Source organism: Gordonia sp. J1A (assembly GCF_055393515.1).
The window spans coordinates 284,808-305,595 of record NZ_AP041607.1 but is presented as its reverse complement, the minus strand read 5'-3'; the positions used below and the strand labels follow the sequence as shown (position 1 = coordinate 305,595).

Sequence of the window (20,788 nt, the reverse complement as noted above, 5' to 3'; positions counted from 1 at the left end):
GATGGGCGCCGCGGTCAGCGGGGATTGCGGGCGGGCCGCAGTTCGCGCGGCAACGCGAAGGTGAGCGTCTCCTCGGCGGTGGTCACGGTCTCGACGTCCGCGTAACCGTGCTCGGCGAGCAGATCCACCACCCCGCGGACGAGGACCTCCGGGACCGAGGCACCCGAGGTGACGCCGACCGTGGTGACGCCGTCGAGCCAGGCCAGGTCGATGTCGCGGGCGTAGTCCACCAGGTAAGACGCCTCGGCGCCGTTCTGCAGCGCCACCTCCACCAGCCGCTGCGAATTGGACGAGTTCTGCGAACCGACCACGATCACCAGCTCGCACCGCGGCGCCATCGCCTTGACAGCTACCTGGCGGTTCTGGGTGGCGTAGCAGATATCGTCCGACGGCGGGTCGTTCAGCAGCGGGAACCGTTCCCGGAGCCGGGACACCGTCTCCATCGTCTCGTCCACCGACAGCGTGGTCTGCGACAGCCAGATCACCCGCGACTCGTCGCGCACCTGCACGTCGTCGACGGCGTCGGGTCCGTCGACCACCTGGATGTGCTGCGGGGCCTCGCCGGCGGTGCCCTCGACCTCCTCGTGGCCCTCGTGGCCGATCAGCACGATGTCGTAATCGTCGCGCGCGAACCGCTTCGCCTCCTGATGCACCTTGGTGACCAGCGGGCACGTCGCGTCGATGGTCTTGAGGCTGCGCTGCGCAGCGCTCTGGTGCACCTCGGGAGAGACTCCGTGGGCGGAGAAGACCACGATCGCACCCTCGGGCACTTCGTCGGTCTCGTCGACGAAGATCGCGCCACGCTCGGTCAGCGTGTCGACCACATGCCGGTTGTGCACGATCTCCTTGCGGACATACACCGGCGCACCGTGCTTGTCGAGGGTCCGCTCGACAGTCTCCACGGCCCGGTCGACGCCTGCACAATATCCACGGGGCGACGCGAGAAGGACGCGCTTACTATCAGCCATGAACTCCAGGGTACGGCTGTGAGAGAGTTAGTACATGAGTCGTCCTCCATACGCTGCCCGCGTGGTCGCCGGTCTGGTCGCCACCACCATCGAGGAAACCCGCAAACTGCCGACGCGAGTCATCACTCTGCCGATGGGTGCGGTGAGCCGGAGTCTGCAGGCCGGCATGCGACTTCAGCAGAACATCGCCGAGCTCGCCATCAAGGGCGACGAGCTGCTCGCGCCGCTGTGCGACAAGTCTCAGGAACAGCCCGAGTGGGCGCGGTTCGACGAAGACGACGACGCGGAGGCGGCGAGCCGGCCGCTGCGTGCCGACGCGCCGGCCACTGTTCCGCAAGCCCCGGCCCGCGCCCCTGAGATGAACTCCGCGACAAACCACGCTGAGACGAGCGCCGCCGAGGCCCCCGCTGCGAGCCCCGACGAGTCCGCCGCCGACAGCGCCGCGCCCCCGGCCAACGCCGGACGTTTCGCGCTCTACAGCTCGGCTCCGGCCGACGTGGCCGCGGGCCCCACCTCTACGACGCCGGATGCCGCAGCGTCGCCGGAGCATCTCCCGGCCGCCGTCGCCGCCCTCGACTACCCGACGCTGACGCTGGCCCAGCTGCGCGCCAAGGTCCGCGGGCTCGGCACCGAGGAACTCACCGAGATCCTCGAGTTCGAGAAGGCGAACCGCAATCGCACGCCCTTCGTCACGATGCTCGACAACCGCATCGTCAGCCAGCAGAAGAAGGCCGAATCCGCGCAGTGAGCAACCGCGCAGTGACAACCGGCGCAGTGATCGACCCGGCCCGGCTCTGCACCGGGGTTCCGCGATGACGCCCGAGCAGGGGAACACCGCCGAGAATCCGTGGCCGGTGCGCACGCTCAGTTTCAAGATCGCGGACTGGATCCACCGGCTCGGGCAGGTGTGGGTGGAAGGTCAGATCACCCAGCTGAGCCTGCGCCGCGGCACGCGCACCGCTTTTCTGACGTTGCGCGATCCCGCCGCCGACATCTCGATCTCGGTGACCTGCGACCCGGGTCTGCTTCAGCGGAGTCCGGTGCCGCTCACCGAGGGCGCCCGGGTGGTGGTGTACGGCCGGCCCAACTTCTACACCGGCCGGGGCACTCTGTCGCTGCGGATCACCGACATCCGGCCGGTCGGCATCGGCGAACTCCTCGCCCGGATCGAACGCGTCAGGGCCCTGCTCGCCGCCGAGGGGCTCTTCGACGCCCGCCGAAAGAGGCCGCTGCCGTTCCTCCCCCACACGATCGGACTGATCACCGGCCGCGCCAGTGCCGCACAGCGCGATGTGATCGCCGTCGCGACCGCCCGGTGGGACGCGGTGCGGTTCGAGGTCCGGGATTCGCCCGTGCAGGGACCGACCGCGGTGCCTGCGATCGTCGAGCACCTCGCGGCGCTGGACGCCGCACCGCACGTCCAGGTCATCGTCATCGCGCGCGGGGGCGGCAGCGTCGAGGACCTGCTCCCCTTCTCCGACGAGACGCTGCTGCGCGCCGTCTCCGCCTGCCGGACCCCCGTGGTGAGCGCCATCGGCCACGAACCCGACAGTCCGCTGCTCGACCTGGTGGCCGACGTCCGCGCCGCGACGCCGACCGATGCCGCCAAGCGTGTGGTGCCGGACGTCTCGGCCGAACTGCAGGGAATCGCCGAGTTGCGCCGGCGCAGTGCCCACGCGCTGCGCAACTGGGTGCACCGGGAGGAACGGGTGGTCGAGGGGCTCCGGGCCCGGCCCGTGCTCGCGAACCCGCTGCGCATGGTCGACGACCGGCAGGACCGTGTCGACGGCGCAGTGCGCGACATCCGCCGCAGTGTCCGGCACCTGGTGACTGTCGAGGAGCATCGCACCGAACGTCTCGCATCGCAGCTGTCGACCCTCGGACCAGCGCAGACGCTCGCCCGCGGATACGCCGTGGTGCAGCGCACCGACTCCGACCAGCCGCACGCGGTCCGCTCGGTGGACGACCTGCCGGCCGGAGCGGCCGTGCGCATCCGCGTCGCCGACGGATCGGCCGCGGCAGTGATCTCGCCGACCACGAAGGAGAGCCGACAGTGACCGATCCCGGAGCCGATTTCACGCCCGTCGCCGAACTCGACTACGAGCAGGCTCGTGACGAATTGTCGGAGGTGGTCACCGCACTCGAGCGGGGTGGACTGGGTCTCGACGAGTCGCTGGCGCTCTGGGAGCGCGGCGAGGCGCTGGCCAAGCGGTGCACCGAGCATCTCGAGGGAGCTCGATCACGGATCGAGGCCGCACTGAACGACGACGCCGAGACCGACGACGAGGACTGAGGGACGAGGGCTGGCGGACGAGGACTGGAAGATTAACTTCCCCGCAGGCCCGGTGGCCGATCCGGCGACCGGCTCGGGTCAGGGACGCTTGGACGGCAGCGGTTCGGCCTCGGTGACCGCCTTCGCGAGGGTCTGCATGTCGGAGTCCGCGCCGCGGCTCACCACGCCCACTCGCACGTCGCCCATGTCGGCGATCCATGCCTTGCGGTGATCGTCGCCTGAGTAGGTGACCCAGCGCTGGCCCGAGATCTCGCGCACGCCACCGCCACTCGCGCCGTCGCCGAGCAGCTTCGGAACCAGCTGCTCCTCGGTCGCGGCGGTCTGCGTCAGCTGGATGTAGACGCCGTTGGGGGTGATCCAGCCGACGTTGCTGGAGAGAGTGGCGCCGATCTCCTGAGTCGAACCCGAGTTGGCCTTCCAGTTCGCGGGCAGTTTCGGCTCCCGGATCGGGAACGGCATCGACTCCGCATCGGCGTGCAGACCTGCACTGACGTTGAAACTGGGAATCTTCTGCTCGGTCGCCGAGTTGCCGAAGCCCCAGGAGCAACTGCCGCTGACCCCGGCCACGATCAGTGCGATCACCAGCAGCGGGATGAGCGACCAGACGAGGTCTCGTCCGTCTTGCAGGATCCGGGGTTTCTGGGCCATGGCTTCGATTATCGCAGTCGGGCGCCGCCCCCAGCCAATCGCCGGTCCCGGCCATGAAAGAATCGAGGTCTAGACCTCATCAAGGTTCGCAACGAAAGTGGAGTCCGCATGACCAAGCAAGCACCCGACCGCAACCTGGCCATGGAACTGGTCCGTGTCACCGAGGCCGCGGCGCTGGCCGCTGGTCGGTGGGTCGGGCGCGGCGACAAGAACTCCGGCGACGGCGCCGCGGTCGACGCGATGCGCGAACTCCTCTCCACAGTGTCGATGCGCGGAACCGTCGTGATCGGCGAGGGCGAGAAGGATGAGGCCCCGATGCTGTACAACGGCGAGATCGTCGGCAACGGCGAGGGCCCCGAGGTGGACGTCGCCGTCGACCCGATCGACGGCACCACGCTGATGGCCGAGGGACGTCCGAACTCGATCGCTGTCATCGCGGTCTCCGAACGCGGCACCATGTACGACCCGTCGGCGGTGTTCTACATGAACAAGATCGCCGTCGGCCCGGCCGCGAAGGGCGCGATCGACATCAACCAGTCCACCGAGTGGAACATCAATTCGGTCGCCGCGGCCAAGGGCATCGACGTCGCCGACCTGACCGTCGTCGTCCTCGACCGTCCCCGCCACGCCGAGCTGATCCACGAGATCCGTGAGGCCGGCGCCAAGATCCGGCTGATCTCCGACGGCGACGTGGCCGGCGCCATCGCCGCCGCCGGCGATTACAGCACCGTCGACATGCTCATGGGCATCGGCGGCACCCCCGAAGGCATCATCAGTGCCGTCGCGATGAAGTGCATGGGCGGCGAGATCCAGGGCAAGCTGTGGCCCAAGGACGACGCCGAACGCCAGAAGGCCGTCGACGCGGGCCTGGACCCGGACATGGTCCTGACCAACGACATCCTGGTGCGCGGAGAGAACTCCTTCTTCTGCGCGACCGGCGTCACCAACGGCGACATGCTCCGCGGCGTCACCTACCGTCCCAACGGGGCCACCACCCGCTCGCTGGTCATGCGCTCCAAGTCGGGCACCATCCGGACCATCGAGGCGGTCCACCAGACGTCCAAGCTGCGCGAGTACGCGCGCCTGGACATCTGATCCCCGCGATCGACCCCCGCGATCGACTGACCCCGGCCTCGCACCGAGGACCGACGATGCCCCTCGACTCCATGAGTCGAGGGGCATCGGTGCGTTCGGTGGGGAACGGCAGCGGTGTCAGACCCCGACACCGGCCAGCAGGGCGCCGTCCTTCATCTCCAGCACTCCGTCCACCCCGGTCACCGTCTGCAGATCGTGCGTCACCAGCAGGGAGGCGATGACGCGGTCTCGCGCCAGTTCGGTGAGCAGTTCGACGATCTGCGTTCCCCGTGTCGAGTCGAGCGCGGAGGTGGGTTCGTCGATCAGCAGCACCTGCGGTCCGTTCATCAGCGCCCGGGCGATGTTGACCCGCTGCCGCATTCCGCCCGAGAGCTGTCCGGGCCGGCGTCCGAACGCTCCGTCGAGCCCGACGGCCGAGAGGAGTTCGCGGGCCTGGGCGCGGTGCCGCGACGGCCGGCGACCGGCCACATGCGCCGCGAGCAGCAGTTGTTCCTCTGCGGTGAGTCCGGGTACCAGGTTGTCGTTCTGGAAGATCAGTCCGATCCGTTCGCGCCGGACGCGGGCCAGCGCCTCCGCGTCGAGGCCGTCGAGGCATCGGTCGCCGATCCGCACCGTCCCCGAGTCGGGCCGGATCAGTGCGCCGGCCACCGCGAGCACGCTCGACTTCCCGCATCCGGAGGGGCCGGTGAGCGCGACGGTGGTGCCCGGCTCCACGTGCAGGCTCACCCCGCGCACCGCGCGCACCACGCTGTCGCCGTCGGGGTAGGTCAGATCGATGTCGGTGAGTGTCAGTCCCGTGTCAGTTGCAGATCCCATGTCAGTTCCCATCAGTAGTCATCGGTCGGATCGGAGAAGTGTCAGCGGTTGAGGGCGACCAGCGGGTCCACCTTCACCAGGGGCCGCAGCGCCAGCGCCGCGCCCACCAGTCCCAGGACGGCCATGCCTGCGAGGACCGTCGCCCCGGCCGCCGGGTCGACGACCACCGGCGCCTTGCCCGACAGCAGCGAGGCGAAACCGACCGCCAGTGCCGCGCCGAGTGCCAGGCCGACCACCAGGACCGAACCGGCTTGGGCGAGGCCGTCGCGCAGCAGGTACCAGCGTCCCGCGCCCATCGCCCGGACCACCGCGAGCGAGCCGATGCGCTGACCGGTCCACACGGCGAAGAATCCGCAGACGACGACCGCCGAGATCACCACGAGCAGCCCCTGGATCAACAGCAGCGACATGTGTTCGGACGAGAAGCCCGGGACCAGGTCGGGCAGATCGGCGTGCGCCACCCGGACCAGGCCCGCCGGAGCCGCACTATCGGAGTCGACGATCAGTGCGTTCACCGAATCGCGGTGCGTCACCTCGCGCCATTCGCCGACCGGCATGGAGATCACCTGCTGATGGGCGTACTGACCGACGTCGGCCACGCGGTCGACCCGCACCGTCGTGGATCCGAGCTGGATCGAGCCGCCGGGGACCACGCCCAGCGTCTTCGCGATGTCCGGCGACACCGCCACCTCGTGAACGTCGCCGCGGCCGAACACCGCGACCGTGGAGTTGGCTCCGTCATGGCTGGCACGCAGCGTCGCCACCCCCAGTTCGGTGCCCTCACCGGCGGTGCGGGTGATCTCGCTGTCCGACAGCAGCGCGGGCTTGTCGCCGTCCTCCTGCACCAGCAACGCGGCTCCGGGGAGCTTCTCCACGGCCGACACCGACTGCTGGCGGAGCCCCTCGGTCAGCGCCGACAGCGCGACCACCATGAACGCGAGCAGTGTCACCACCCCGACGACGAGCGCGAACCGCCCTGCTGCAGCGCGGAACTCCCGCAATCCCAGATACACGCGTCCTCCTGTGAACAGCGGTGCGAAACCGCTCGACCAACGTGCTTCCAGCCTGTCGGGAATCGGGCGCCGGAACATCGTCTGGGCACCTCAGATCTGCATCCATCCGGCGGCGCGCGGGCATCCATCGAAAGTTGTAGACGCCATGGTCGGTGGCGGCGGGGCGGTGATACTGGAGGCTATGACGCACGATCGACCGGCCGAGCGCTATGCGGAATGGGGCGGCCACATCCTGTTCCTGGCGCTTCTGCTCGCCGGAATGGCTCAAGCTCTGGCCGGCTCGGCGCCCATCGTGTTCGGCGGGGCCGCCGCGGTGATCGCCGGTGTCGCCGTCGTCGGCGGGTGGTACCTGCTCGGCGTGTGGTCGCACACGCGCGGCCGGGGCCTCGACACGGGCATCTGGGTGGTGATCCTCACCCTGCTGTGGGTCGCACTGGTGCTGCTCTCCCCCGGGTTCGTCTGGCTGGCCTTCGTCCTGGCCATGCTGTGCTGGTACTTCCTCGAACCGCCGGTCTCGGTGGTCGCCGAGGTGGTGATCGTGACGACGTCGATCGGCTCCACGCTGCTCCACAGTCCCGAGCTGATGGTCGGCGGCATCATCGGTCCGGCGTTCGGCATCGCCACCGCGGTCGCCGTGACTGAGATCTTCCGTCGGATCATCGCGATGGTGGACGAGCGCGACGAGCTCGTCGCCGATCTCCTCGCAACCCGAGAACTTTTGGCCGCCAAGGAACGTCAGGCCGGGATCCTCGCCGAGCGGGAGCGCCTGGGCGGGGAGATCCACGACGGCACCGGGCAGAGCCTGGCGAGCATCGTGCTGCTGCTGCGCTCGGCCACCAACGATGAGACCCCGGGCGATCAGCGCGACGTCCAGGTCCGCACCGCGCTCGACACCGCACAGAAGGCGCTCACCGAGTCGCGACGCTTCCTTCGCGGGCTCGACGGGCCGGACCTGCGCCCGGACGGCCTCACCGACGCCCTGCGCGAGGAGGTGGATCGGGTCTCCCAGAGCGGGTTGCCGGCTGAACTGCGAGTGCACGGCGACACCGTCGCGCTCCGGCCGGAGACCCGCAACACGCTGCTGAGAACGGCGCAGGAGGCGCTCACCAACGCCGCCCGCCACGCCCACGCGACCCGGGCCACCGTGACCCTGACCTATCTGCCCGACGAGGTGCATCTCGACGTCGTCGACGACGGAGTCGGCTTCCCGGCCGGCCGGCGACCCCCGCGCAGGTCCGACGGCTCGGGCTTCGGCCTGCGCGCCATGCAGAATCGGGTGTCGGAGGCGGGCGGGAGCGTCAGCGTCGAATCGGAGCCCGACGACGGTACCGTGATCCACGCCCGGCTCCCGATCGGAGGGCAACCGTGATCCGCATCATGCTGGTCGACGACCACCCCGTGGTCCGCGCAGGTCTGCGCGCCGTCCTGGGCGCCTCCCCCGATCTCGACGTGGTGGCCGAGGCCGGTACCGCCGACGAGGCGATCGCCCTCGCCGGCGAACTCTCCCTCGACGTCGTCCTGATGGATCTGCGCCTGCACGGGACCGAGACGCACGACGCGGACGGCGTCTACGCCACCCAATCGATCCGCCGGCTGGCCGATCCGCCTCAGGTGCTGATCCTCACCACCTACGAATCCGATGCCGACATCGTCCGATCGGTCAGTGCCGGTGCCGTCGGCTACCTGCTCAAGGACGCCGCGCCCGAGACCCTGATCAGCGCCATCCGGTCGGCTGCCGCCGGCGAGACGGTCCTCGGCCCAGCGGTGGCGGCGCGACTGCTGACCCGCGTCACCGACAGCAGGCCGGCCCTCACGGCACGAGAGCTCGAGATCGTGGAGCATCTCGACCTCGGCCTCAGCAACCGCGAGATCGCCAAGCGTCTGTTCATCTCGGAGGCCACCGTCAAGTCGCATCTGGTGCACATCTTCGACAAGCTCGGCGTCTCGAGCCGCAGCAAGGTGGTTGCCGTCGCACGTCAGCGCGGACTGATCGGCTGAGCGCACCCGCCGGACGGGATCGCCGGTTCCGCGTAGCGTGACTCGCATGAGCCTCACCACGTTTCCCACGGACTGGTCCACCGCCCTCGTGCTCGTCGCACATCCCGACGACCCGGAGTACGGGATGGCCGCGGCCGTCGCGCGCTGGACATCCGAAGGCAGACGCGTCGTCTACGGCCTGGCGACCAGCGGAGAGGTCGGCATCGAGGGGATGGCCGCGGCCGAGGCCGGGCCGCTGCGAGAAGGTGAGCAGATCGCCTCGGCCGCCGTGGTCGGCGTCGATGAGGTGGAGTTCTGGGGCTTCCCGGACAGCGAGTTGCAAAACACTCCGGAGCTGCGCGCGAAGATCACAGAGGCGATCGAGCGCGTGTCGCCCGACGTCGTCCTGGCGACGTACGGCGGCCCCGAGTGGGCGCCGGGCTTCCCCAATCAGCGCGATCACATGGAGTTCGCGGCGGCGGTGGTCGACGCCTACGACGAGCTCGCTGACCCGCCCTCGGGATTGTTCTGGAACGGCCCGCACCCGACGCACGCGGTGGACGTGACGGGCTTCGTCGAGGCGGCGGTCGAGTCGCTGTCGTGCCACCGCGTGTACCTCGAGGTGCTCAATCCGTCTACACCGGTGGCCGATCAGGCCCGCAATCAGGTGGAGTCGTTCACCGCCGCGATCGACGGGTTCGACGCCGCGCACGCCACGGGTTTCGAACAGATCCGGCCCCGCTGAACCGGCCTGTGGTGCCCCCGAGACAAGCGCCGGGGCCGCACGCGTCGTCGCATGCGGCCCCGGGTCCAACCGATGTGGCTTGGGTGCGTGTCAGCGCATCGCGCCGCTGAGCAGGTTCGGGATCAGCGTGGCGAGATTGCCCAGGACTCCGCCGATGAGATCGGCACCGGGCATCTTCTGCTCGGCCGGAGCCTCCTTCGGCGCGTTGACGTTGACGCCGATGGTGATCTTCGGGTTCTTGGCCGGGTCGAGCCACTTGAGGATCTCGACCATCTTGTCGCGGTCGATCGCGACGCAGCCCTGCGTCGGTTCGCCGTTGGTCACGTGCAGGAAGATCGCCGACGCGTCGCCCGGTGTGTTGGTCGGGTTGTGGTTGATGTTGACCGCGTAGTCGTACACCGGTCCGCTGTTGTACAGGTTCTCGCTGTCGCCGCCCGGGCTGGTGGCCGACTTGACGTGCGTGTTGTAGGTCGGCGACTTCTCGTTGGAGTCCCACCAGTCCTGCGTGGTCGCCTGGAAGTACGGCATCTTGGTCCCGGGATTCGCCTGGCGACCGAAGGCCTGGTCGAGTCCGAACGTGCCCTCCGGAGTCCGGTGCACGTTGTCCTGCGCCTTGCCCATGCCCTTCTCGCCGAGGAAGGCCTTGGTCGGGCCGATGACCGGCTTCCACTGACCTGCCGCATCCTTCTCGAACGCGGTCAGCGTCGCGGTCTGCGACGACGCCACCGGCGCCGTCACGACGATCATCTGGCTCGTCTCCTGCGCACCGGGCACGGCGGGGGTACCCGGTTCCTTCATCCCCTTGAGCAGGTTGTCGATCAACGTCGTGATGCTGTCGGATCCGGTCTGCGGAGACCCTGTCTGCGGCGCGGTCTGCGGGACCGCGGACGCCTGTCCGGCACCCACGACGAGTGCTCCGAGGAGCGCAGTAAGCGCAAACCCCACTTGCAACATTCGCCTCATCAGTAACTTCAGCACCATGCCAGTGTGCCAGTCGTTCGCTCGTGGCTGCCACACCTGGAGACCATCGTCACCTTTCCGCAACTGTTCTGTGAGCTGCCTGCGGAGGGTTCGCCGACGGCGTCCGCACCGAGGCCCGGCCCCGCACCCATGCCGCTGACCTGTGGCTCCGGCTACGGTGGAGGCCATGACCCCTGCTCCCCGATGGATCACCGACACCGCGCCCGGCCACAGTGAGTGGTACATCCAGCGATTCCGTGAGATGGCGGCGAACGGCGACGATCTGTTCGGGGAGGGTCGACTCATCGATGCGATGGTCGCCCGCTCGGCGCGGGTCCTGGACGCCGGTTGCGGACCCGGCCGGGTCGGCGGCTACCTGCACGGCGTCGGTCACCGGGTCACCGGCGTCGACGTCGATCCGAAGCTCATCGAGGCAGCGCAGACCGACTACCCCGGCCCCCGCTGGCGCGTCGCCGATCTCGCCGAACTCGATCTCCGCCGGCCGGACGGAACGCGCGAGCAGTTCGACGCAATCGTCTGCGCGGGCAATGTGCTGGCCTTCGTGGCGCCGAACACCGAGGCGGTCGTGCTGCAGCGCTTGTCCGACCATCTGCTGCCCGACGGCTTCGTCGCCGTCGGGTTCCATACGGCGAAACTGGCGGTGGAGACCTTCGACGCCGCCCTGACCGAGACCGACCTGTCGCTCGACCTCCGGCTGTCGACCTGGGACGTCCGCCCGTGGCACGACGACGCCGACTTCGCCGTGTCGATTCTGCGGCGCGCATGAGGTTGACGCCTGTAGACGAGGAGCAATCGATCCACACTCGCGCTCCCGCGCGGAGGAAACCCGGAACGCAGTTCCCGAAGTGCGCATCATCTGCGCATGAACGCGATCAGATCCGGGGTGTACCCGTACCGAGAGATCGAACGGATGATCGGCCGCGCCCGCTTGAACGACCTGATCCGGCGCGGCCACGCCGAACAGCTCCGTCGGGGCTGGTACCGAATCGGTGAGGCGCGCAGTGACGACGTCGCCGCGGTCCGCCGCGGCGGTGTAGTGAGTTGCATGTCGGCCCTCAGACGCCACGGCGTCTGGGTTCCCGCCGACGACCGGCTCCACGTCCGCGGCAACTCGTGGGCGGTGCAGCACCTTCGAGGACCGTTCTGCAGGCAGTTCGGGCGGCCCGTTCCGGAGGCCGACGCAGTCGACGACCTCCCGACCGCACTGCGACACGCGGCTCGCTGCCTCGATGCGGAGGGATTTGTGGTCGTTTGCGATTCGGTGCTGAACCTGCGACTGATGCACATCGAGGAGCTCGAGTACCTGTTCCGCGACGCTCCGAAGTCCGTCCGACTGCTGATCGATGAGTGCGATCCGAACGCCGAGTCAGGCCCGGAGTCGATGGCTCGCCGACGACTGCGCACTCACCGCGTCCCCGTGCGAACGCAGGTGAAGATCGACGGAGTCGGCCGGGTCGACCTCCTCATCGGCGACTACCTGATCATCGAGATCGACGGCTGGGAGATCCACGGCGACCGGCCGCACTTCCAGTCCGACCGGACGCGCGACGCGACCGCCTTCGACCTCGGCTATCACACGCTCCGCTTCACCTACGACGACATCGTCTTCCGATGGACGGCAACCCTCGCGAAGATCATCCGGGCCGTCCGCAACGGCACTCACATGCGTCCGGCGCAGCGCGCACAGCATTGACCGCTCACGCGTGTCGCCCGAACTTCTCGGCCGGAAGCCGCCGAATCGGTCAATGCTGTGCGCGAGCCAGGAGTCACACCCCGGCGCCCGGCGCGAACTCCTCCAGCATGTCGGTCACCAGCGCTGCGATCGGCGACCGCTCGCTCCTGGTGAGGGTCACGTGTGCGAACAGCGGATGGCCCTTGAGCTTCTCGATCACCGCGGCGACACCGTCATGGCGGCCGACGCGCAGGTTGTCGCGCTGCGCGACATCGTGCGTCAGCACCACGCGCGACCCCGACCCGAGCCGCGAGAGCACCGTGAGCAGCACGTTGCGCTCGAGCGACTGCGCTTCGTCGACGATCACGAAGGAATCGTGCAGCGACCGTCCGCGGATGTGCGTCAGCGGCAGAACCTCGAGCATGCCCCTCGACAGGACCTCGTCGACCACCTCGGTCGACACCAGTCCCTCCAGCGTGTCGAAGACGGCCTGCGCCCACGGCCCCATCTTCTCGGCCTCGCCTCCGGGCAGGTAGCCCAGTTGCTGACCGCCGACCGCGTACAGCGGGCGAAAGACGACCACTTTGCGCTGAGTGCGACGCTCGAGCACCGCCTCCAGACCCGCGCACAGGGCCAGCGCCGACTTGCCGGTGCCGGCCTTGCCGCCCAGGGAGACGATCCCGACGGATTCGTCGAGCAGCAGGTCGAGCGCCACGCGCTGTTCCGCCGACCGGCCGCGCAGGCCGAACGCCTCGCGGTCGCCGCGGACGAGCTGTACCTGTTTGGTCTCGGTGACGCGGCCCAGCGCACTCTGCCCGTTGCCGACCATCCGCACGCCCGTGTGGCAGGGCAGTTCCCGCGCCTCGTCGAGATCGATCAGCCCGTCGGCGAACAGGGCGTCGATCGCCGTGTCGGCGACGTCGATCTCGTCCATTCCGGTCCATCCCGAGACCACCACGTCCTGGGCGTGGTACTCGTCGGCGGCGAGGCCGACCGCGCCCGCCTTGACGCGCAGCGGGGTGTCCTTCGAGACCAGCGTGACGTCGCGGCCCTCCGCACGCAGATTGAGCGCGCAGGCCAGGATCCGCGAGTCGTTCGTGTCGTTGCGGAAACCGGCGGGCAGGACCGTCGGGTCGGTGTGGTTGAGCTCCACCTGCACGGTTCCGCCCTCGTCGCCGATCGAGATCGGCAGATCGAGACGTTCGTGTCTGACTCGCAGGTCGTCGAGCAGGCGAAGTGCCTGACGCGCGAACCAGCCGAGTTCGCTGTGGTGGCGTTTGCCCTCGAGTTCGCTGATGACGACCAGCGGGAGCACTACGTGATGCTCCGCGAAGCGGGTCACCGCCCACGGGTCGGACAGCAGGACGGAGGTATCGAGGACGTAGGTGCGAACGGTCACGTCGGACTCCTAGTCGCCCGTGCAGCCCCGCACGGAACGAGTTTGTCTGAGCAGCCGGTCGGCTCGTGCCTGCTCGATCTCCACCTGCCGGCGGTCAACCGAAGTCGGCGAGAGCCGGGGCCGGCCCTCTCGTGACACCTGTGTCGTTCACGAATCGAACCTCCCGAACGAACCGCTTCCCCGCGGCCCGTTAAGGCCCAACGTACGCTGCGTCACATCTCCGAGTGGCCAAGCGCAGTCGGCGCGTCGGTGAAGGTTGAGTTACCGAACGACGACGCCGAGCGATCTCTCGTCACACCACGGATCAGCGGCAACTTCAGCACCACGACAGCGGTCGACGGGCGTCGCGCCCGTCGACCGGTCACCAATGGTGGATCGACCGCCGCCGGGAGGTGCGGGGCGGTTCGCCGCGCGAAGCCTTACGGACGCGGGTGTCTGTGAATCGGCTCGGGCCGGGAACGACGATCTCCCGGACCCGATTCCGGGGCCTGCAGGGAGTCAGTGCCCGGCAGCCTTCGCGAGAATCCGGGCACGCGCGGACTCGGCCTCGGCGCTGAGCTCCTGAAGGCTCTCCAGCTTGAGCTCCGAGGCCAGCTTCGCCGCGATCGCGGCGTCGGTCGAGACGTCTTCGAAGTCCGAGATGAAATCGCGCTGCGCGTCGAAGTCGGCGATGTCGGAACCGATGTGCTCGATCCCGGCGAGCGCCTTGTCGACGGCCAGGACGGTGGACTCCTGGTCCGCTACCACGCCCGCCATCAGGAAGGCCTGGAACGTCGCGGCCTGCACGGCGTCGTCGGTCTGGATCTTGGTCAGGATCTGAGTCAGGTTCTCGTCGTCGACGTAGCCCAGCAGCTTCTCGATGAACGTGACGCACTGGTTCTCGTGGACCGCGAGCAGGGCCAGGACGTCCATCGGTCCAAGGTTCTCGATGGCCTCGGGCGACTGCCGCCAGCCGGCGACCACATGGATGCGACGACGGTTCTCGGCCTCCACCGGATCCACCGCCCGGGTCACCACCAGGTAGTCGCGCAGGACGATCGAGTGACGATTGTCCTCGGCGGTCCACACGCCGACCAGCTGTCGCCAATCGGAGAACGCGGGGAAGTGCATCGCGAGGACGCGATGGAACGAGGGCAGATTGTCCTTGGTGAGCAGCAGCGCCTGGAGTCCGGCCGCGGCGGTCTCGGGCAGCGTGGAATCGGACGGCACGTAGTCGTCACCGCCCAGGAAGGCGAAGTTGCGGCCCAGGTCCCAGGGGATCCAATCCGACGGCGTCCACGAGATGGCACCTTCGGCGTGCTCCTCCGCGATCTCCGGGAGCGCCTTCTCCAGCGCGTTGATCAACTCGTCATTGCTCAGTACAGCCACGACACCCACCCTAAACGACGGACGGCCCCCACCGAAACCAGGTCGACGCCGGCCGCTACGGGACCGGCGTCGCCTGGATTTCGGCTCGGATCAGGCCTGCGCGCTCATCAGACCCCAGTCCTCGAGGCCCTCGTACAGAGGCAGATCGAGAGCGAGCTTGCTGACGCGTGCACGAAGGGCCGAGACGTCGGCGCCCTTGCCCGCGGCGAGCGCGGTGCCGATGATGTCGGCGACCTCGGTGAACTCGGCGTCGCCGAATCCGCGCGTCGCGAGCGCCGGGGTGCCGATGCGCAGCCCGGAGGTCACCATCGGCGGGCGGGGGTCGAACGGCACGGCATTGCGGTTGACCGTGATGCCGACCTCGTGCAGCAGATCCTCGGCCTGCTGGCCGTCGAGGTCGGAGTTGCGCAGATCCACCAGCACGAGGTGGACGTCGGTGCCGCCGGTCAGGACCGAGACGCCGGCCTTGGTCACGTCGTCGGCCGTCAGGCGCTCGGCGAGGATCTTGGCGCCCGACAGGGTGCGGCGCTGGCGCTCGGCGAACTCCTCGCTCGCGGCGATCTTCAGCGCGACGGCCTTGGCCGCGATGACGTGCATCAGCGGTCCGCCCTGCTGGCCGGGGAACACCGCGGAGTTGAGCTTCTTGGCCCACTCCTGCTTGGCGAGGATCATGCCCGAGCGCGGACCGCCGAGAGTCTTGTGGACGGTGGTGGAGACGACGTCGGCGTGCGGCACCGGGCTCGGGTGCAGCCCGGCCGCGACCAGACCGGCGAAGTGCGCCATGTCGACCCAGAGGTGTGCGCCGACCTCATCCGCGATCTCGCGGAACGCGGCGAAGTCGAGGGTGCGCGGGTACGCCGACCATCCGGCGACGATCACCTTCGGACGGGTGTCGAGCGCGATCTTGCGCACCTCGTCCATGTCGACGCGGAAGTCCTCTTTGCTGACGCCGTAGAAGGCGTTCTCGTAGAGCTTGCCGGAGAAGTTGAGCCGCATGCCGTGGGTCAGGTGGCCGCCGTGCGCCAGATCGAGTCCGAGGAGCGTCTCCCCCGGTTCCATGAGAGCCTGCAGCACCGCGGCATTCGCCTGCGCACCCGCGTGCGGCTGGACGTTGGCGAAATCGGCGCCGAAGAGAGCCTTGGCGCGGTCGCGGGCGATGTCCTCGATCACGTCCACGTGTTCGCAGCCGCCGTAGTAGCGGCGTCCCGGGTAGCCCTCGGCGTACTTGTTGGTCAGCACGCTGCCCTGCGCCTGCAGGACGGCCCGGGGAACGAAGTTCTCCGACGCGATCATCTCCAGGGTGTCGCGCTGACGCGACAACTCGCCGTTCATGGCGGCGGCTACATCGGGATCCAGGTCGGCAAGGGACTGCGAAAACAGGCTCATGGCGCCCGATTCTACCTGCGTGTCTCCGCTCTCCACCGCGTCGGGTTCACGGGCGAACCGGCGGCCCGCTACGCGGCGAGTTCCCTGCGCAGCGACGCCGGGATCAGCGGCTCGTCCAGCAGTCGGCCGAACCGTGCCAGACGTTCCGGACCCGAGGGGCCGGCCCGATCGAGCCAGGTCTCGAGCAAGGCGTAGCCCTCGACGTAGGTGGAGATGTACGCGCGCCAGAGCGGCGAGGTGAGGAACCGGAGCATCTGGCGGGCCCGGTCAGGAGCCACGAGCAGCCAGCGCTGGAGGAAGGCCGCGACATCGTCGATGTCGTCGCCGCGATCGTGCAGCGCCAGGGCCGCGTCCTGACGCACCCGGATCAGACCGGCGGCCGCGGCCCCGACCGCGCGCGCCCGCTCGGGGTCGAAACGCAGCCCGAAGTCGGCGTAGATCTCCGCGGCCCACTCGTGCCACCCGGTGCCCTTGGCCGCCGCGAGCGCGTGGTCGGCGAGCCCCTCGGCCATCAGACACTGGGGCGTGTTGACCAGGAACACGGTGTGTTCGAGTTGTCCCGATCCGACCAGACCCTGTTCCTTGCGGCAGTGCTCGGTGTGGTGTCCCGGGTAGGCCTCGTGAGCGATCAGCCCCGGCAATGAGGACATGTACTGCGGCAGATCGGTGTTCACCGCGACCTTGGAACGGTAACCGCCCAGGTAGTAGTTGAAGCCCGACCACGGTTTGTCGCCGACCACTTCGAACTCGACGGTCTCCGCATCCGGCAGCGGGAAGGCGGTGCGCACCGTCTCGCGCAGACTGCCCGAGAACTCCGCGATCAGTTGCGCCACCGCGGCGGCCGGGATCTCGTCGGCCCGACGGTAGGCGGCGTACGCCTCGCGGAGCCGGTCGCCGGTCGCCCCCGGCACCCCGAGCGCCTCGGCCATCCCGGCGTGGGCCTCGCGGTAGACGGCCTCGTCGCCGGGCTCGATCCGGACGTCGAAGTACGCCTGGACCTCGTCGACGAACCCGACCTCCTCGCCCGCGAACTTGCGGGCCGAGCACTCGAGTGCACGCAAGTGGGCCCCGACGAACTCGGCCCGTTCGGCGGGCAGACCGGCCGGCAACTCGCGCTGCAGCGCGCGGGCGCGGTCCGCCAGCCCGGCCGGGTGCGGCGCGGGCGCGTTCTCGACCTCCACGCGCAATGCGGGATCACCGGTGTAGGCGTCGACGAATCCCTCTTCGAGGCGGTCGAACGCCAGCCCCAGCCGCAGGTACTCGGTCACCGGATCCGCGGACATGCCACCTGTCATGTGACCAACGCTACCGGCGACGCCCGGCTATCGTCTCCGCGACATCGGCGTCCCTGTAGCCTTACCCTCCATGGCGCGTCTATCCCACGACCGCGACCCCGGCCTGTACCTGGAACTCGACCGCAAGCAGTGGCGTGAGCTGCGGCAGTCGATGCCCATGGTGCTGAACGAGTCTGAACTCGACAAACTCGTCGGCCTCGGTGAGCAAGTCGATCTCAACGAGGTCGCTGAGGTCTACCTTCCGCTGTCCCGGTTGATCCACCTGCAGGTGGAGGCCAGACAGCGACTGTTCGCGGCGACGTCGACCTTCCTCGGCGAACGTCAGCGGAATCGACAGGTGCCCTTCGTGATCGGCATCGCCGGTTCGGTGGCCGTCGGCAAGTCGACCACCGCCCGCGTCCTGGCGACGCTGCTGTCGCGGTGGGAGACCCACCCGAAGGTCGACCTCGTCACCACCGACGGATTCCTACTGCCGACGGCGGAGTTGGAGCGGCGGGGCATCATGCACCGCAAGGGCTTTCCCGAGTCGTACGACCGCCGCGCGCTGCTGCGCTTCGTGACCGAGGTGAAGTCGGGCACGCCCGAGGTCACGGCACCGGTCTACGACCACGTCAGTTACGACATCGTGCCCGGCGTGGTGCACTCGGTGCGCCAGCCCGACATCCTGATCGTCGAGGGCCTCAACGTCCTCCAGACCGGTCCCACCCTGACCGTCTCGGATCTGTTCGACTTCTCGATCTACGTCGACGCGAAGACCTCCGACATCGAGAAGTGGTACATCTCCCGATTCCTGCAGATGCGCACCGGTTCGTTCGCCGACCCCGAGTCGCATTTCCACTACTACTCGTCGCTGACCGACGAGCAGGCGACGATCGCGGCGCGCGACATCTGGACCTCCATCAACCGCCCGAACCTGATCGAGAACATCCTGCCGACGCGACCGCGGGCCACCCTCGTGCTGCGCAAAGACGGCAACCACGCGATCAACCGGGTGCGGCTGCGCAAACTCTGACGCCGGCCCGATGCCGACGAGCGCGGCCTCAGGCCGTGATCGGCGCGATCTCCGCGTTCGTCGCGGTCACCAGGTCGGCGGGAGCCAGCCGGATCTCCAGGCCGCGGCGGCCCCCGCTGCACAGCACCGAATCCCATTGCAGCGCAGACTCGTCGACGACGGTCCGCAGCGCGGTCTTCTGGCCCAGCGGCGACACACCGCCGAGGACGTAGCCGGTGGAGCGGGTCACTCTCGCCGCCTGCGCCATCTCCGCCTTCGGCGCTCCGAACGCCTTGGCCACCGCCTTCAACGACAGTTTCTCCGGCACCGGCAGGATCGCCACACCGAGTTCGCCGCCGAGGTCCACCACCAGGGTCTTGAGGATCTGCGCGGCGTCGACGCCGAGGGTCGACACCGTGACGGCGACCGCCTCGTCGCCGTAGTCGCCGCGTCGGCGGTCGTGTTTGTACCGGTGGACCTCGAAGGGCAGGCCCGCGCGCTCCAGCGCCGCGATGGCCGGCGTCGCCGCTGCCATCAGCGCCTCGCCAGCCACTGATCGAAAGTCGTCTCGGTGATCGCATCCGGGTGGTCCGGGACCAGGCCGCCCGAGCGCAGACCGGGTCCGCCGTAGTTGACGCCGAACACGAATCTCGGCGAACCCTTCTGCGCGGCTATCGCTTTGGCGGCGTCGGCCAGATCCATGACGGCCGGTCCGGCCACCGTCACACGGGCCGGTCGCGCAGTGTCCAGCACGACGTCGGCGAACACCTCGGCCACATCCTCGACCGCCGCGGGACGGCTGAGCATCCGGGGTGCTGCACCGATCGGACCGAAGGTGAGCATCGAGAGGAACTTCTGCGCCAGTGAGTACCACTGCGTCGACAGCACCGCGGTGGCCGTGCCGCCGAGGGTCTCGGCGTACACCGTCTCCTGCTCCGCCTTGCCGCGGTAGTGCCCCATCTTCCTGTTGACGACCGGGTCGGACGCACCGTAGATCGACAGGAACACCACTGCCGCGCCCGCAGCCTCCGCGGCGATCGAGATGTTCCGGGCCACGGCACCGAAGAATCGCACGGATTCGTCAGCGCTTCGGGACAGCAGGCTGGTGGCGTCGACCACGACGTCGGCGCCCTCGCACGCCTGCGCCAGGCCCGAACCGGTGACCGCGTCCACGCCGGTCGCCCGATGCGCTCGGGTCACCTGCGCACCGCGGCGTTGCAGTATGTCGCTGAGCACCGAACCGAACTCCCCGCTGGCGCCGACGACGGTGACTCGCATGCTCTCAACCCTCTCGTGGATTCTCGCCGCCGATCGACTTCATTTGCCGAAGCGGCGGTTACGTGCCGTGTAGTCCCGCAAGGCGCGCAGGAAGTCGACGCGCCGGAACTCAGGCCAGTAGGCGTCGGTGAACCAGATCTCCGAGTACGCGGACTGCCAGAGCAGAAATCCGCTGAGGCGCTGCTCGCCCGAAGTCCGGATCACCAGGTCCGGATCGGGCGTCCCACTGGTGTAGAGGTGGGAGTCGATGCCCTCGACGGTCACCGCGTCCACCAGTTCCTCGGAGGACGCGCCCGCCGCCAGGGCCTCGATCAGCAATTGCTGTACCGCGTCGACGATCTCCTGCCGTCCGCCGTAGCCGACGGCCACGTTCACGGTCATGTCGGCCGCGCCCTCGGTGCGATCGGACGCCTCGCGCAGCCGTTGGGCGACCGCGGTCGGGAGCTGATCGAGGTTTCCGACGATCCGGACGCGCCAGTCGGCGTCGACGTCGGAGATCTCGTCCACGATGTCGGGGACTATCTCCATGAGCGCATCGAGCTCGTCCGAGTCGCGCGTGAGGTTCTCGGTCGAGAGCAGGTAGATGGTGACCGCTTCGATGCCCAGTTCCGAGCACCACCCGAGCATGTCGGCGATGCGCTGTGCGCCCACCCGGTGCCCGTGGCTGACGTCCTCGAAGCCGGCTTCCCGCGCCCACCGCCGGTTGCCGTCGCAGATGATCGCCACGTGCCGCGGAATGCGCTCGGGATCCATCAGCTGTACAAGCCGATGCTCGTAGACGCGCAGCATGCCTCCGCGTAGCCGGTCTGGGAGCAGTTTCACAGCCGTGATCCTACTCCGCCGGTAAGTTACCGGAGCGAAAC

At 68.9% G+C, this 20,788-nt stretch carries 22 protein-coding genes; 10 read left to right on the top strand and 12 right to left on the bottom strand.

Going from position 1 to position 20,788, the window contains the following annotated elements:
* Window positions 1-14: 14 nt before the first annotated feature.
* Window positions 15-968, bottom strand: a complete 954-nt coding sequence (locus ACZ5QD_RS01470; RefSeq protein ID WP_081598154.1) for a 4-hydroxy-3-methylbut-2-enyl diphosphate reductase — start codon at window positions 966-968, stop codon at window positions 15-17.
* A 34-nt stretch (window positions 969-1,002) separates the two neighbouring features.
* Between ACZ5QD_RS01470 and ACZ5QD_RS01465 the strand changes: the two genes are divergently transcribed.
* The 3 genes from ACZ5QD_RS01465 to ACZ5QD_RS01455 all read left to right on the top strand — a co-directional run bounded on the left by ACZ5QD_RS01465 (window position 1,003) and on the right by ACZ5QD_RS01455 (window position 3,261).
* Entirely contained in the window at window positions 1,003-1,716 is a 714-nt protein-coding gene (locus tag ACZ5QD_RS01465; protein WP_278126544.1) for a lipid droplet-associated protein, read from the top strand.
* Window positions 1,717-1,780: 64 nt separating this feature from the next.
* Entirely contained in the window at window positions 1,781-3,025 is a 1,245-nt protein-coding gene (gene xseA / locus ACZ5QD_RS01460) for an exodeoxyribonuclease VII large subunit (RefSeq protein ID WP_006898022.1), read from the top strand.
* Window positions 3,022-3,261 carry an exodeoxyribonuclease VII small subunit gene (locus ACZ5QD_RS01455; RefSeq protein ID WP_062367124.1) on the top strand — a complete coding sequence of 80 codons (240 nt, stop codon included), beginning with the start codon at window positions 3,022-3,024 and terminating at the stop codon, window positions 3,259-3,261. The genes xseA and ACZ5QD_RS01455 overlap by 4 nt, the downstream gene beginning before the upstream one ends.
* 78 nt (window positions 3,262-3,339) lie before the next feature.
* Here ACZ5QD_RS01455 and ACZ5QD_RS01450 read toward each other — a convergent pair whose 3' ends face one another.
* The gene (locus ACZ5QD_RS01450; RefSeq protein WP_006898024.1) at window positions 3,340-3,909 is read right to left on the bottom strand and encodes a DUF4245 domain-containing protein; all 570 of its coding nucleotides are present in this window, start codon (window positions 3,907-3,909) and stop codon (window positions 3,340-3,342) included.
* A 108-nt stretch (window positions 3,910-4,017) separates the two neighbouring features.
* Here ACZ5QD_RS01450 and glpX point away from each other — a divergent pair, with 108 nt between their 5' ends.
* Window positions 4,018-5,004 (top strand): class II fructose-bisphosphatase, encoded by a 987-nt coding sequence (gene glpX, locus ACZ5QD_RS01445; RefSeq protein WP_006898025.1) that lies wholly within the window; start codon window positions 4,018-4,020, stop codon window positions 5,002-5,004.
* 117 nt (window positions 5,005-5,121) lie between these two features.
* Here glpX and ACZ5QD_RS01440 read toward each other — a convergent pair whose 3' ends face one another.
* Window positions 5,122-5,820: an ABC transporter ATP-binding protein gene (locus ACZ5QD_RS01440; RefSeq protein WP_062367126.1), complete on the bottom strand. Its 699-nt coding sequence runs from the start codon at window positions 5,818-5,820 to the stop codon at window positions 5,122-5,124.
* A gap of 41 nt (window positions 5,821-5,861) precedes the next feature.
* Window positions 5,862-6,833, bottom strand: coding sequence for an ABC transporter permease (locus ACZ5QD_RS01435; RefSeq protein WP_045539652.1), 972 nt, complete (start codon window positions 6,831-6,833; stop codon window positions 5,862-5,864).
* Window positions 6,834-7,014: 181 nt separating this feature from the next.
* On the opposite strand from ACZ5QD_RS01435, the gene ACZ5QD_RS01430 reads away from it, so the two are divergent.
* From ACZ5QD_RS01430 to ACZ5QD_RS01420, 3 genes are read left to right on the top strand one after another with little or no spacing between them, the layout of a single operon-like run.
* Window positions 7,015-8,202, top strand: a complete 1,188-nt coding sequence (locus ACZ5QD_RS01430; RefSeq protein WP_039868099.1) for a sensor histidine kinase — start codon at window positions 7,015-7,017, stop codon at window positions 8,200-8,202.
* Entirely contained in the window at window positions 8,199-8,831 is a 633-nt protein-coding gene (locus tag ACZ5QD_RS01425; RefSeq protein ID WP_006898029.1) for a response regulator, read from the top strand. Before ACZ5QD_RS01430 ends, ACZ5QD_RS01425 begins: the two co-directional genes overlap by 4 nt.
* 46 nt (window positions 8,832-8,877) lie before the next feature.
* Window positions 8,878-9,555, top strand: coding sequence for a PIG-L deacetylase family protein (locus ACZ5QD_RS01420; RefSeq protein ID WP_412475593.1), 678 nt, complete (start codon window positions 8,878-8,880; stop codon window positions 9,553-9,555).
* Between the two features lie 90 nt (window positions 9,556-9,645).
* On the opposite strand, the gene ACZ5QD_RS01415 is transcribed toward ACZ5QD_RS01420, so the two are convergent.
* Window positions 9,646-10,509, bottom strand: a complete 864-nt coding sequence (locus ACZ5QD_RS01415; RefSeq protein WP_045539659.1) for a L,D-transpeptidase family protein — start codon at window positions 10,507-10,509, stop codon at window positions 9,646-9,648.
* A gap of 193 nt (window positions 10,510-10,702) precedes the next feature.
* Here ACZ5QD_RS01415 and ACZ5QD_RS01410 point away from each other — a divergent pair, with 193 nt between their 5' ends.
* Together ACZ5QD_RS01410 and ACZ5QD_RS01405 are read left to right on the top strand one after the other, a co-directional pair.
* Complete coding sequence (locus ACZ5QD_RS01410; protein WP_006898032.1) at window positions 10,703-11,302, top strand: class I SAM-dependent methyltransferase; 600 nt, start codon at window positions 10,703-10,705, stop codon at window positions 11,300-11,302.
* Window positions 11,303-11,398: 96 nt separating this feature from the next.
* Window positions 11,399-12,229, top strand: coding sequence for a PDDEXK family nuclease (locus ACZ5QD_RS01405; protein ID WP_039868091.1), 831 nt, complete (start codon window positions 11,399-11,401; stop codon window positions 12,227-12,229).
* Between the two features lie 73 nt (window positions 12,230-12,302).
* Here ACZ5QD_RS01405 and ACZ5QD_RS01400 read toward each other — a convergent pair whose 3' ends face one another.
* From ACZ5QD_RS01400 to ACZ5QD_RS01385, 4 genes are all read right to left on the bottom strand, one after another.
* The gene (locus ACZ5QD_RS01400) at window positions 12,303-13,607 is read right to left on the bottom strand and encodes a PhoH family protein (protein ID WP_006898034.1); all 1,305 of its coding nucleotides are present in this window, start codon (window positions 13,605-13,607) and stop codon (window positions 12,303-12,305) included.
* A gap of 498 nt (window positions 13,608-14,105) precedes the next feature.
* Window positions 14,106-14,975, bottom strand: a complete 870-nt coding sequence (locus ACZ5QD_RS01395; RefSeq protein WP_006898035.1) for an acyl-ACP desaturase — start codon at window positions 14,973-14,975, stop codon at window positions 14,106-14,108.
* Between the two features lie 90 nt (window positions 14,976-15,065).
* Entirely contained in the window at window positions 15,066-16,361 is a 1,296-nt protein-coding gene (gene glyA / locus ACZ5QD_RS01390; protein WP_006898036.1) for a serine hydroxymethyltransferase, read from the bottom strand.
* Between the two features lie 68 nt (window positions 16,362-16,429).
* Window positions 16,430-17,656 carry a DUF885 domain-containing protein gene (locus tag ACZ5QD_RS01385; protein ID WP_375002449.1) on the bottom strand — a complete coding sequence of 409 codons (1,227 nt, stop codon included), beginning with the start codon at window positions 17,654-17,656 and terminating at the stop codon, window positions 16,430-16,432.
* A gap of 70 nt (window positions 17,657-17,726) precedes the next feature.
* On the opposite strand from ACZ5QD_RS01385, the gene coaA reads away from it, so the two are divergent.
* Window positions 17,727-18,668: a type I pantothenate kinase gene (gene coaA, locus ACZ5QD_RS01380; RefSeq protein WP_006898038.1), complete on the top strand. Its 942-nt coding sequence runs from the start codon at window positions 17,727-17,729 to the stop codon at window positions 18,666-18,668.
* Window positions 18,669-18,696: 28 nt separating this feature from the next.
* On the opposite strand, the gene ACZ5QD_RS01375 is transcribed toward coaA, so the two are convergent.
* The 3 genes from ACZ5QD_RS01375 to ACZ5QD_RS01365 are packed head-to-tail and all read right to left on the bottom strand — an operon-like array spanning window position 18,697 to window position 20,747.
* On the bottom strand, window positions 18,697-19,182 hold the full coding sequence (locus ACZ5QD_RS01375) for an aminoacyl-tRNA deacylase (RefSeq protein WP_062367179.1): 486 nt from the start codon (window positions 19,180-19,182) through the stop codon (window positions 18,697-18,699).
* Window positions 19,182-19,925, bottom strand: coding sequence for an SDR family oxidoreductase (locus tag ACZ5QD_RS01370; RefSeq protein WP_375002452.1), 744 nt, complete (start codon window positions 19,923-19,925; stop codon window positions 19,182-19,184). The genes ACZ5QD_RS01375 and ACZ5QD_RS01370 overlap by 1 nt, the downstream gene beginning before the upstream one ends.
* A gap of 39 nt (window positions 19,926-19,964) precedes the next feature.
* A complete protein-coding gene (locus ACZ5QD_RS01365) occupies window positions 19,965-20,747 on the bottom strand; it encodes an isoprenyl transferase (protein ID WP_006898042.1) in 783 nt (260 codons plus the stop codon).
* Between the last annotated feature and the right edge of the window lie 41 nt (window positions 20,748-20,788).